Annotated in this window: 11 protein-coding genes and 1 pseudogene; 11 read left to right on the forward strand and 1 reads right to left on the reverse strand. The window is 69.7% G+C overall.

The window, feature by feature from the left end:
* The 11 genes and pseudogenes from P1P70_RS30120 to P1P70_RS30170 form a co-directional block, all read left to right on the forward strand.
* Positions 1-179: pseudogene (locus P1P70_RS30120) on the forward strand (MFS transporter); the annotation flags it as partial.
* Positions 180-188: 9 nt separating this feature from the next.
* Positions 189-1,550 (forward strand): Pup--protein ligase, encoded by a 1,362-nt coding sequence (pafA, locus tag P1P70_RS30125; protein ID WP_013004876.1) that lies wholly within the window; start codon positions 189-191, stop codon positions 1,548-1,550.
* 108 nt (positions 1,551-1,658) lie between these two features.
* Positions 1,659-2,603, forward strand: coding sequence for an FKBP-type peptidyl-prolyl cis-trans isomerase (locus P1P70_RS30130; RefSeq protein WP_319243307.1), 945 nt, complete (start codon positions 1,659-1,661; stop codon positions 2,601-2,603).
* Between the two features lie 62 nt (positions 2,604-2,665).
* On the forward strand, positions 2,666-3,037 hold the full coding sequence (locus P1P70_RS30135) for an FKBP-type peptidyl-prolyl cis-trans isomerase (RefSeq protein ID WP_184896133.1): 372 nt from the start codon (positions 2,666-2,668) through the stop codon (positions 3,035-3,037).
* A 150-nt stretch (positions 3,038-3,187) separates the two neighbouring features.
* Positions 3,188-4,141, forward strand: coding sequence for a helix-turn-helix transcriptional regulator (locus P1P70_RS30140; RefSeq protein ID WP_319243310.1), 954 nt, complete (start codon positions 3,188-3,190; stop codon positions 4,139-4,141).
* 14 nt (positions 4,142-4,155) lie between these two features.
* A complete protein-coding gene (locus P1P70_RS30145; RefSeq protein WP_319243313.1) occupies positions 4,156-5,154 on the forward strand; it encodes a WYL domain-containing protein in 999 nt (332 codons plus the stop codon).
* Between the two features lie 199 nt (positions 5,155-5,353).
* Positions 5,354-5,614 (forward strand): hypothetical protein, encoded by a 261-nt coding sequence (locus P1P70_RS30150; protein ID WP_319243328.1) that lies wholly within the window; start codon positions 5,354-5,356, stop codon positions 5,612-5,614.
* A 22-nt stretch (positions 5,615-5,636) separates the two neighbouring features.
* Positions 5,637-5,831: a hypothetical protein gene (locus P1P70_RS30155; RefSeq protein ID WP_319243316.1), complete on the forward strand. Its 195-nt coding sequence runs from the start codon at positions 5,637-5,639 to the stop codon at positions 5,829-5,831.
* Between the two features lie 258 nt (positions 5,832-6,089).
* Positions 6,090-6,371 (forward strand): Sec-independent protein translocase subunit TatA, encoded by a 282-nt coding sequence (tatA, locus tag P1P70_RS30160; RefSeq protein WP_319243318.1) that lies wholly within the window; start codon positions 6,090-6,092, stop codon positions 6,369-6,371.
* A gap of 50 nt (positions 6,372-6,421) precedes the next feature.
* A complete protein-coding gene (tatC, locus tag P1P70_RS30165) occupies positions 6,422-7,372 on the forward strand; it encodes a twin-arginine translocase subunit TatC (RefSeq protein WP_319243321.1) in 951 nt (316 codons plus the stop codon).
* Between the two features lie 419 nt (positions 7,373-7,791).
* Positions 7,792-10,641: a DEAD/DEAH box helicase gene (locus tag P1P70_RS30170; protein WP_319243323.1), complete on the forward strand. Its 2,850-nt coding sequence runs from the start codon at positions 7,792-7,794 to the stop codon at positions 10,639-10,641.
* A gap of 111 nt (positions 10,642-10,752) precedes the next feature.
* On the opposite strand, the gene atzF is transcribed toward P1P70_RS30170, so the two are convergent.
* On the reverse strand, positions 10,753-12,422 hold a 1,670-nt coding region (gene atzF / locus P1P70_RS30175), incomplete at its 5' end, for an allophanate hydrolase (protein ID WP_319243325.1).

The raw sequence follows: 12,422 nt of genomic DNA on the forward strand, positions 1-12,422 counted from the left end.
GCGGGACGCTGTGGGGGTTCGTCGTGCCGGGTGCGGCGGGGGCCGTGTCGTTGCTGGTTCTGCTGGCGACCGGGCGGGTTCTCGCTGTTCCTTCCGGGGGTGCGGTGGTTGCGGTCTCATCGGAAAATGATCCAAACCGTGCTGCCGAACCTCGTTTCAGCTCGGTGGATCGGGCGTAATGTTCAGTCATGGACCGCCGCATTTTCGGGCTGGAGAACGAGTACGGCGTCACGTGCACGTTCAGGGGACAGCGCCGTCTGTCTCCTGACGAGGTGGCGCGGTACCTCTTCCGCCGTGTCGTGTCATGGGGCCGCAGCAGCAATGTGTTTCTGCGGAACGGGGCCCGCCTCTATCTCGACGTGGGCTCACATCCGGAATACGCGACACCCGAATGTGACAACGTGACCGAACTCGTCACTCACGACAAGGCCGGCGAGCGCATTCTCGAAGGACTGCTGGTCGACGCCGAACGCCGCCTGCACGAGGAGGGAATCGCGGGCGACGTCTACCTCTTCAAGAACAACACGGACTCGGCGGGCAACTCATACGGTTGCCATGAGAACTATCTGGTGGCGCGGCACGGGGAGTTCTCCCGTCTCGCGGACATCCTGATTCCGTTCCTCGTCACCCGGCAGCTGCTGTGCGGCGCGGGCAAGGTGCTGCAGACGCCGCGCGGTGCGGTGTACTGCGTGAGCCAGCGCGCGGAGCACATCTGGGAGGGCGTCAGCTCGGCGACCACCCGCTCCCGGCCGATCATCAACACCCGGGACGAGCCGCACGCGGACGCCGAGCGGTACCGCCGTCTCCACGTCATCGTGGGCGACTCGAACATGTCCGAGACGACCATGCTGCTGAAGGTCGGTGCCACCGACCTGGTGCTGCGCATGATCGAGGCGGGCACGGTCATGCGTGACCTCACCCTGGAGAACCCGATTCGGGCGATCCGCGAGGTCAGCCATGACATCACCGGCCGTCGCAAGGTGCGGCTGGCCAGTGGCCGGGAGGCGTCCGCGCTGGAGGTGCAGCGCGAGTACTACGAGAAGGCCGTGGACTTCGTGGAGCGCCGCGGTATCCGTACGGGCACCGTCGAGCAGGTGCTGGAGCTGTGGGGCCGCACGCTGGACGCCATCGAGGCGGAGGACCTCGACCGGATCGGCACCGAAATCGACTGGGTGATGAAGTACAAGCTCATCGAGCGGTACCGGGCCAAGCACAACATGACCATGTCGCATCCGCGGGTCGCGCAGATAGACCTCGCGTATCACGACATCCACCGCCGTCGTGGCCTCTACTACCTGTTGGAGAGGAAAGGTCAAGCCACCCGCATCTGCAATGACTTGAAGATCTTCGAGGGCAAGTCGGTTCCGCCGCAGACCACTCGGGCCCGGTTGCGCGGTGACTTCATCCGGCGCGCGCAGGAACAGCGTCGGGATTTCACGGTCGACTGGGTGCATCTGAAGCTCAACGACCAGGCACAGCGCACCGTGTTGTGCAAGGACCCGTTCCGTTCGGTGGACGACCGGGTGGAGAAGCTGATCGCGGGCATGTGACCTTCGGTTGAGGAAACCGGCCCTGGGCCCCGTACGTTCTCGTACGGGGCCCGTCGCACGCCCTAGAGTGGCGGGCGACCAGAGTGCCGTCTGAGATCTGAGGAACACGTGCGCCGAATTGCCGGCCTTCTCGTCGTGCCGCTGCTGCTGCTCTCCGCAGCTGCCTGCGGTAGTGACGACGACAAGGGCTCCGACTCCGCCTCCACGAAGAACGGAGTGCCCGCGATCACCAAGGGCGCCGAGTTCGGGGAGAAGCCGACCCTCGCGAAGGGGGAGGGTGACCCGCCGAAGGAGTTGAAGGTCGAGGTCATCAGCGAGGGCGACGGTGCCGAGCTGAAGAAGGGTGATGTCGCCGAGGTGAACTACCTCGGCCAGGAGTACGACGAGTCGGAGCCCTTCGACAACAGCTACGACAAGAAGCAGACCCTCCCGGTCACGCTGGGGGCGGGCGGTGTCATCCAGGGCTGGGAGAAGGGCCTGGAGGGCCAGAAGGTCGGCAGTCGGGTGGAGCTGGTGATCCCCCCGGATCTCGGGTACGGGGCGCAGGGCCAGGGCGACATCAAGGCGAACGCCACGCTGGTCTTCGTCGTGGACATCGTGAAGGGCACGACGATCCCCGCCTCGGCGAAGGGTGCGGAAGTGGCCCAGGACGACATCGACCTGCCGAAGGTCGGCACGAACACCGACGGCAAGGCGCCCACGGTGACCATGCCGAAGGACGCCGGCCCGCCGACGAAGCTCGTCTCGAACTACGTCCTGGAGAGCGACGGCGCCGTCGTGAAGGACACGGACAGTGTGGTCGTGAACTATGTCGCTCTGCTCTGGGAGGGTGGCAAGAAGTTCGACAGCACGTACGACACGGGCAAGACGGTGACGTTCCCGCTGGACCAGTTGACGCTCAAGGGCCTGAAGGACGGTCTGGTGGACAAGAAGGTCGGCAGCCGGGTGCTTCTCGTCGTGCCGCCGGACCAGGCCTTCGGTGACAAGGAGCAGCAGGGCATCCCGAAGAACTCCACGCTGGTCTTCGCCGTCGACATTCTGGCTGTGATGTAAGACTGGGCAGGTTGCCCGTCAGGCATCGCGCATGACGTTCGTACGACATAGGAGCCAGAGCAGTGAGCATCGAGAAGCCCGAGATCGACTTTCCCGAGGGCCAGCCGCCGGCGGACCTGGAGATCAAGGACATCTGGGAGGGTGACGGTGAGGTGGCCCAGGCCGGCCAGACCGTCACCGTGCACTACGTGGGTGTGTCCTTCTCCACCGGTGAGGAGTTCGACGCCAGCTGGAACCGTGGGACGCCGTTCCGTTTCCCGCTCGGTGGCGGTCGTGTCATCAAGGGCTGGGACCAGGGTGTGCAGGGCATGAAGGTCGGTGGCCGTCGCCAGCTGACCATTCCGGCCCACCTCGCCTACGGGAACCAGAGCCCGACTCCGGCGATCAAGCCCGGTGAGACGCTGATCTTCGTGGTCGACCTTCTCGGGGTCTGATCTGTCGAATGCCGGGTCTGCGGTGATCGTGCCGTGACCGGTCCCGACTGTCTGGGGTCCATGCCTTTTCGGGCATGGACCCTCGGCTTTTGCCGCGACGCTTCGTAGCGGTACGGTCGTGCCGCGGAAACACCCGGAGGAAGGGCGTCGATGGCCATTGCCAAGGCCGAGCGGTTGATGAACCTGGCGCTGTGTCTGCTGGGGACGCGGCGGCCGCTCAGCAAGCGCGAGCTGCGCGAGTCCATCGAGGCCTATCTGGAAGCCGGCTCCGACGACTCCTTCAACCGCATGTTCGAGCGCGACAAGGACGACCTGCGCGAACTCGGCCTGGTCATCGAGACGGTGGAGAACCTCGACGGCGAGGTCGGCTATCTGGCCCGTCGCGACAGCAACAGCCTTCCGCCGATCACGCTCGACGCCGAGGAGGCTGCGGCCCTCGGGCTCGCCGCGAAGGTCTGGCAGCAGGCTCGCCTCGCCGGGGCCGCCAGCGGCGCCCTGCAGAAGCTGCGTGCGGCCGGGCTGCCCGAGGACGTCGACCCGTACGAGGCCCATGGGGCGCTGGAGCCGCGCATCCCGGTGCACGAGGCCGCGTTCGAGCCGCTGATGCTGGCGTGCCGTGACCGGCGCCCGGTCGTGTTCGAGTACCGCAAGGCGACCGCCGCGCGCCCCGAGCCCCGCCATGTGGAGCCGTGGGCGCTGGAGTGCTGGCGCGGTCACTGGTATCTGGCCGGCTTCGACCGGGACCGGGGTGCCGAGCGGGTCTTCCGGCTCTCCCGGATCACCGGCAAGGTCCGCAGCCGGGGTGCCGCCTTCACCGCCGACGTCCCCGACGTCGTCACCGTGCGGGAGACGGTCGCGAGCTGGGCGGGGGAGACCGCCGACCGCTCCGCGCTGATCCGGCTGCGCTCCGGTGCCGGCTACCCGCTGCGCGCGAAGGCCTCCCTCGTACGGGAACTCGGGGACGGCTGGGACGAGTTGGAGATTCCGTACGGGCACGGTCTGGATGCCTGGCTGGTGGAGTTCGGGCCCGATGTGGTGGTCCTGGAGCCCGCCGAGCTGCGGGCCGATGTGGTGGACCGGCTGCGTGCCGTGGCCAAGGGTTGAGGGGACGTAAGAACGTGGTGGGAAAACCGGCCCGGCCGGCGAACGCCATCGACCAGACCCGGCGGATGCTCTCCCTGGTGACGTATCTGCGGGAGCGGCCCGGCGCCCGGATCGAGGACGTGGCCCGTGCCTTCGGGATCACCGAGGACGAGCTGGTGTCGGACCTCGATGTGCTGCCCATGTGCGGGACCAGCTTCCGCGGCGGTGATCTGCTGGACATCGACACCGACGGCGAGCGCATCTGGTGGCACAACCCGGCCGCCCTCGGCGCGGAGGCCGCCGAGCCGCTGCGGCTGGCCGCCGACGAGGCCACCGCCCTGCTGGTGGCCGCCCGCGCGGTCGCCACCCTGCCCGGGCTGCGGGAGAGCGACCGGCAGGCCCTGCTGCGGGCCACCGCCAAGGTCGAGACCGCGGCCGGGGAGGCGGCGGGCGCCAGCTCACGCCTGTCGGTCACCTTCGAGGCCGAGGGTGGGGTCTTCGCGGACGTCGACCGGGCCATCTCGGAGCGCCGGCGGCTGTGGATCCGTTACTACTCGCCCGCCCGGGACGAGGTCACCGAGCGGGAGATCGACCCGATCCGTCTGGTCAGCGTCGGTCACACCTATGTCGAGGCCTGGTGCCGTCGCTCCGAGGCCCGGCGTACGTTCCGGCTGGACCGGGTCGCCGAGATCAAGATCCTCGACGAGCCGTCCGCGCCGCCCGAGATCGAACTGCGGGATCTGTCGGAGGCGCTGGTGCAGCCGGCCGCCGAGGACCCCGAGGTCGTCGTCGAGGTCGGTCCGGGAGGGCGCTGGGTCGCCGAGTACTACCCGCACGACAGTGCCGAGGAACTGCCGGACGGCGGGCTGCGCATCAGCCTGCGCACCCCGGACCCCGCCTCGCTGCGGCGCCTGGCGCTGCGGCTCGGGCGCGACGGCCGGATCGTCTCCCCGCAGGACCTCGCCGAGAGTGCCCGCCGGGCGGCCCGTGAGGCGCTGGCGGCCTACGACGAGGCCGAGCCGACGAGACCGTGACCGCGGGACCGCGGGGACCGCGTGGCGGCGGGTCCGCGCGGCGGTGGCACCGGGGACGGCGAGACGTGACGACGACGGCGTACGACCGGAAAAGGGAGATACGAGGGCTGTGAGCGGCGGGTCGGTTGTGTCGGGTGTGAAGTCCGGCGTGAAGTCCGGTGTGAAGTCGGGGGTGCAGGAGATCCAGGAGATCCGGGAGATGACCGTGGCGGTCGCCTTCGCGGGGATGAGGAAGGCGGTCGACGTGGTGTTCAGAGCCGGCTGCCCCGACTGCCGGGCCAACTTCGAGCTGGGCGCGGGCGCACTGCGTCTGGCCATCGGCGCCACCAGCAAAACCACCTTCTACTCCTTCACCTGCCCCGAGTGCGGCACCGCCGTCCGCAAGCCGGCCGGTGAGCGCATCGTCGAGCTGCTGACGGGGGGCGGGGTGCGGACCCTCAGGCTGCATTCCGCGGGGTAGGGCCAGGGGCTAGGGTCGGCTCATGTTCTGGGCGATGTTCGCGGTGGCTGTGGGTTTTGTCGGACTGGTCGTGCTCGGGGTACTGGCCGTGCGGGTCTTCCTGGAGGCCAGGCGGCTGGGTGCGCAGGTCGCGGAGTCCGCGCGGAGGATCAGCCGGGCCGCGGAGGACCTGGAGCGGGCGACGGCGAGCGCGGCCCGTTCCGTGGATGCCGTGTGAGTGACGGCCGAGGCCCCTGTGAGTTGACAGCGCGGTGCGTTTTGCGCCACTTCGCCCTGTCACCTTCTCACCTTTGGCAGGTACGCTGCCTGTCGCGGCACGGAGAACGAGGCCCGGGTCGCGGATCGGGAGTACGCAGAGGGATTGCCTCACGTTCACCCCTGAGCGTTACGATCGCTGCCAGTACGATCGTTCGGACACATGTCCGACTGGTCGGACAGCCCCCACCCGCCGCCTCGGTGAAGAAGGTAGACAGCTATGGGTAGGCTCGGCCCCACCGAGATCATTCTGATCCTCGTCGTCATCATCCTGCTGTTCGGTGCGAAGAAGCTTCCGGACATGGCGCGCTCCCTGGGCAAGTCCGCCCGCATCCTCAAGAGCGAGGCCAAGGCCATGAAGTCCGACGGCCAGGACAACACCACGGCCGCGTCCGCCCCGCCGCACGACGAGGCCCCGGCGCAGCGCACCATCCAGGCCGCCCCCGGCGACGTGACCAGCTCGCGCCCGGTCACCGAGCCGACGGACACGACCAAGCGCTGACGCAAGGCCGGAGACGACCTCCGGCCTGCCGCACGAGATGGGAACGTGGGTTGCTCAAGTCTGCCCGCAACATGGAGAAGGATCCCGAGGGGCGGATGCCCCTCGTGGAGCACCTTCGCGAGCTCCGCAACCGGCTGGGCAAGGCGCTCCTGGCCATCATCGTGGCCTCGGTGGTGGGTCTGGTCTTCTACCAGGAGATCATCAACTTCCTCACCCGCCCGGTCCAGGAGTCCGTCGGGTGCACGCGGGACTTCACCGAGCTCGCCAAGGAGAGCACGGGAGCCTGCGGCAACATCACGATGTCGGGTCTGATGGGCCCGTTCACGTTGATGATCAAGGTGTCCCTGACGGCCGGTGTGGTCATCGCGAGCCCGGTCTGGCTCTATCAGCTGTGGGCCTTCATCGCGCCCGGCCTGCACCGGCACGAGAAGCGCTACTCGATGGCCTTCGTGGCGGCGGGCTTCCCCCTGTTCATGGTGGGTGCCTACTTCTCGTACCACGTGCTGCCCGCGGCTGCCGAGGTCCTGCTGGACTTCACCCCTGACAACGCCGTCAACCTGCTGCCCCTGGACGAGCTGCTGGACCTCGTGACCCGCATGGTCATCGTCTTCGGTCTCTCCTTCGAGCTGCCGCTCGTGCTCGTCATGATGAACATGACCGGCATGGTCACCGGCCGGCGGATGCTGGGCTGGTGGCGGGCCATGATCATGGGTGTCACCGTGTTCGCCGCGTTCGCCACCCCGACCGTCGACCCGGTCTCGATGCTCTCGCTCGCCGCGCCGATCATCCTGCTGTACTTCGTGGCCACCGGGTTCTCCCTGCTGAACGACAAGCGCAGGCGCAAGCGCGACGCACTCGGCCCCGCGGACGACGAGGCCTCCGAGCTGGACCTCACCCCCGAGGACGTCGGGGAGGTCGAGACCGTCTCGGCGAGCAGGGCGCTCCCCTCGCAGGTGGAACCCGAGCGGGAACGGATCAACGGGTACGACGACGCCACCTGAGCACGGCCGCCGCGGTGTGTGCGGTGACGACGACGGCAGTGGGCCCCACCGAGAACCTTCGGTGGGGCCCACTGCCGTCGTCATGACAAGGCTGACGTGGTCCCGCAGCCGGTGCTGGCTCGCACCGGTTCGGACGACCGGTTCGGACGGACCGGTTCAGCAACGGCCGTCCTTGTTCGCGCAGTTCACGGTGCCGTCGCCCCACGAGTAGTTGATGCAGCCGCGGGTGCCGCGGTGCACCTCGTCGGCGGCCGCGCCGGCCGCGGGTGCCGAGATCCGGTGTGCGCACAGAGGGACACCGACTGGTTCGAGATCATCGCCCTGAACCGAGTGGGAACATTAGTTCGCCCCTGTGGGGTGGGCAAGGATTCTTTGAGACGGCGGGGCGCCCGGATCTCGACGGTGCCACGATCCGGATAATGATCGTCCTGTTGTCAGTGGGGCCCGGTACGCTCGAAAGCACGATGACAGAGGACCTCTCACCGGCCGAGCGGTACGCGGCAGCACGTAGGCGCGCTGCCGAGCAGGCCACCGCGCTCGCCTCCTTCCGCGAGATGTACGACTTCGGTCTCGACCCCTTCCAGATCGAGGCCTGCCAGGCGCTGGAGGCGGGAAAGGGCGTCCTGGTGGCCGCCCCCACCGGCTCGGGCAAGACGATCGTCGGCGAGTTCGCCGTCCACCTCGCCCTGGGGCAGGGCAAGAAGTGCTTCTACACGACACCCATCAAGGCCCTGTCGAACCAGAAGTACGCCGACCTGTGCCGCCGTTACGGCGCCGACAAGGTCGGTCTGCTCACCGGTGACAACAGCGTCAACTCCGACGCCCCCGTGGTCGTGATGACCACCGAGGTGCTGCGGAACATGCTGTACGCGGGCTCCCAGACCCTCCTCGGCCTCGGGTACGTGGTCATGGACGAGGTGCACTACCTCTCCGACCGCTTCCGGGGCGCGGTGTGGGAAGAGGTGATCATCCACCTTCCCGAGTCGGTCACCCTCGTCTCCCTCTCGGCCACCGTGTCGAACGCGGAGGAGTTCGGCGACTGGCTGGACACCGTGCGCGGCGACACCGACGTGATCGTCTCCGAACACCGGCCGGTGCCGCTGTTCCAGCACGTGCTCGCCGGACGGCGGATGTACGACCTGTTCGAGGAGGGCGAGGGCAGCAAGAAGGCCGTCAACCCGGACCTGACCCGGATGGCGCGGATGGAGGCCAGCAGGCCCTCCTTCCAGGACCGCCGCCGCGGCCGCTCCATGCGCGAGGCCGACCGGGAGCGCGAGCGCAGACAGCGGTCGAGGATCTGGATCCCGAGCCGTCCCGAAGTCATCGAACGGCTCGACTCCGAAGGCCTGTTGCCCGCCATCACCTTCATCTTCAGCCGCGCCGCCTGCGAGGCCGCCGTCCAGCAGTGCCTGCACGCGGGCCTCCGGCTGAACGACGACGAGTCCCGGCACAAGGTGCGCGCCCTCGTCGAGGAGCGCACCGCCTCCATCCCCCGCGAGGACCTCCATGTCCTCGGCTACTACGAGTGGTTGGAAGGGCTGGAGCGCGGTATCGCGGCCCATCACGCGGGCATGCTGCCGACGTTCAAGGAGGTCGTCGAGGAACTCTTCGTACGCGGCCTGGTCAAGGCCGTGTTCGCCACCGAGACCCTCGCGCTCGGCATCAACATGCCCGCCCGCTCGGTGGTGTTGGAGAAGCTCGTCAAGTGGAACGGCGAGCAGCACGCCGACATCACCCCCGGTGAGTACACCCAGCTGACGGGACGCGCGGGGCGGCGCGGCATCGACGTCGAGGGCCACGCGGTGGTGCTGTGGCAGCGGGGCATGAACCCCGACCACCTCGCCGGGCTCGCCGGCACCCGTACGTATCCGCTGCGCTCCAGCTTCAAGCCGTCGTACAACATGGCGGTCAACCTGGTCGAACAGTTCGGGCGGCACCGCTCGCGCGAGCTGCTGGAGACCTCGTTCGCGCAGTTCCAGGCCGACAAGTCGGTCGTCGGGATCTCCCGGCAGGTGCAGCGCAACGAGGAGGGTCTCGAGGGCTACCAGGAATCCATGACCTGCCACCTCGGGGACTTCGAGGAGTACGCGCGCCTGAGGCGGGAGCTGAAGGACCGTGAGACGGAGCTGGCGAAGCAGGGCGCCGCGCAGCGGCGCGCCGAGGCCGCCGTCGCGCTGGAGAAGCTCAAGCCCGGGGACATCATCCACGTGCCGACCGGCAAGTACGCCGGGCTCGCGCTGGTGCTGGATCCGGGGCTGCCCGCCGGGCGGTCCAACGGCCACCGGGGGTTCGAGCAGCACGACGGGCCGCGTCCGCTGGTGCTGACCGCCGAGCGGCAGGTCAAGCGGCTGGCGTCGATGGACTTCCCGGTTCCGGTGGAGGCGCTGGAGCGGATGCGGATCCCGAAGTCCTTCAACCCGCGTTCGCCGCAGTCCCGCCGCGATCTGGCGTCGGCGCTGCGCACCAAGGCCGGGCATCTCGTGCCCGACCGGCACCGCAAGCGGCGGGCCGCCGCCGCGGACGACCGCGAGATCGCCCGGCTGCGCGCCGAGTTGCGGGCGCATCCGTGTCACGGCTGCGACGAGCGGGAGGACCACGCGCGGTGGGCCGAGCGGTACCACCGGCTCAAGCGGGACACCGCGCAGCTGGAGCGGCGTATCGAGGGCCGCACGAACACGATCGCGCGGACCTTCGACCGGATCGTCGCCCTGCTGACCGAGCTGGACTATCTGCGGGGTGACGAGGTCACCGAGCACGGCAAGCGGCTCGCCCGGCTGTACGGCGAGCTGGATCTGCTCGCCAGTGAGTGTCTGCGGGCGGGCGTGTGGGAGGGGCTCGGGCCGGCGGAGCTCGCGGCGTGCGTCTCGGCGCTGGTGTACGAGGCGCGTGTCGGGGACGACGCGATGGCGCCGAAGCTGCCGTCCGGGAACGCCAAGGCCGCGCTCGGGGAGATGGTGCGGATCTGGGGGCGGCTGGACGCGCTGGAGGAGGAGTTCCGGATCACGCAGAGCGAGGGGGTCGGGCAGCGGGAGCCGGATCTCGGCTTCGCCTGGGCCGCGTACATGTGGGCTTCGGGGTCGGGGCTCGACGAGGTGCTGCGGGAGGCGGAGATGCCGGCGGGTGACTTCGTGCGGTGGTGTAAGCAGGTGATCGATGTGCTGGGGCAGATCTCGGCGGCGGCGCCGGCTGGGTCGACCGTGGGGAAGAGTGCGCGTAAGGCTGTGGACGGGGTGTTGAGGGGGGTCGTGGCTTACTCGTCGGTGGGGTGAGGCTCCGCCGGGCGTGGGGGTGCGTCGTCGGGTCGGTCGTCGGGTGCGGGTCCGGTGGGGGCTGGTCGCGCAGTTCCCCGCGCCCCTGGGTCCGGTCTGAGGTCGTGGGTTCTAGGTCGGGTCGGTCGGCTGGGTGTGGGTCAGGTAGGTGCGCCAGCTGCCGTGGTGCGTGATGTCCTCGGTGTTGTCCAGGGCCGTCGGCTCGCAGAGGAAGCCGGGGGTTCGGGTGCCGTCGGAGAGTTGCACGGAGCCCAGAGTCATGGGGTGGGGGAGGGTGGTCAGGAGGCGGCCCAGGCCTGCTGCCGGGAGGCGCCAGATCTCCGTCTCGATCGGGGCGCCGCCCTCGCCCACGTGGACCAGGCCCGGCTTGGGCGGGGTCGTCCGCAGGGCGTGGAGGCGGTAGACCGGTGCCGTCGTGGTCGTTCGTTCCAGGCGGGCGCCCAGGGACAGCAGTTGGGGGTTCAGGGGCTGGCCCGAGAGGTGGGCTCCCACGACCGCCAGTCGGGTTTCCGGCTGGAGTGCGGCGGCGAGGCGGGCCAGGCGGTCGTCCGTGAAAGCCGGGCCGACCAGCATCACGCCGAAGGGGAGACCGTTCACCTCACCGGCGGGGACGGCCACCGCCGCCAGGTCGAAGAGGTTCGTGGAGTTGGTGAAGCGGCCGAGGCGCGCGTTGGCGCCCAGCGGGTCGGCGGCCACCTCGGCGAGTGTGGGGTGGCCCGGTGTCGTCGGCAGCAACAGGGCGTCCGCGTCGGCCAGTTCGGCGAGCGCGCGGGAGCGCAGGGCGGCCAGGTGGTCCTGGTCGGCGAAGAGGCGGTGGGCCGGGATGTCCCGGGCCCGGGTGATGATGCCCGCGACGGTGGGGTCCAGGGAGTCGACGCCGTCCGCGATCGCCTTGTCGACGAAGGCGCCGACCGCCGTGTAACGCTCGGCCACGAAGGCGCCCTGGTAGAGCATGGCCGCCGCCTCGGTGAACGGGGTGAGGTCGAGGGTGCGTACGTCCGCGCCCGTGGCCCGCAGACGGGTCACCGTCGCCTCGAACGCCTCCGCCCAGCCCTCGTCCAGTTCGCCCAGCTGTTCGGGCCGGGGGACCGCGACGCGCCAGGGGCCCGGGGTGCGCGCGGGGAGCGGCGGGAGGGTGCGGCCGGGCGGGGAGGCCATGTGCGCGAGGGCTTGTTCCGCCTCAGGGAGGGTGCGGGCGAACACCGTGACGCAGTCGATCGAGGCGCAGGCCGGGACCACACCGGTGGTGGGGACGAGGCCCCGGGTGGGCTTCAGGCCGACGATGCCGTTGAAGGCGGCGGGCACCCTGCCGGAGCCCGCCGTGTCGGTGCCGAGGGCGAGGTCGACGAGGCCGAGCGCCACCGCGACGGCCGAACCCGCGCTGGAGCCGCCGCTGATGCGGGACGGGTCGTGGGCGCCCCGGACGGCGCCGTACGGGGAGCGGGTGCCGACCAGGCCCGTGGCGAACTGGTCGAGGTTGGTGGTGCCGAGGACGAGCGCGCCGGCCGCGCGGAGGCGGGCGACGGCCGGGGCGTCGGCGTCCGGGGTGTACGCGTACGCCGGGCAGCCGGCGGTCGTGGGGAGGCCGTGGACGTCGATGTTGCCCTTGACGGCGAGGAGGCGGCCGGCGAGGGGGAGGTGGGCGCCTGTGGCGACGCGGGCGTCGATGGCTCTGGCTTCCGCCTCCGCTTCGGTGCGGGGGCGTAGGTCGATCCAGATCTCGGGGCGGTTCACCGCTTCGATGCGGGCGTAGGCCATGCGGACTCTGGTGAGGGTGGGAG

The organism is Streptomyces sp. MB09-02B, assembly GCF_033794485.1.
Taxonomy (GTDB): Bacteria; Actinomycetota; Actinomycetes; order Streptomycetales; family Streptomycetaceae; genus Streptomyces.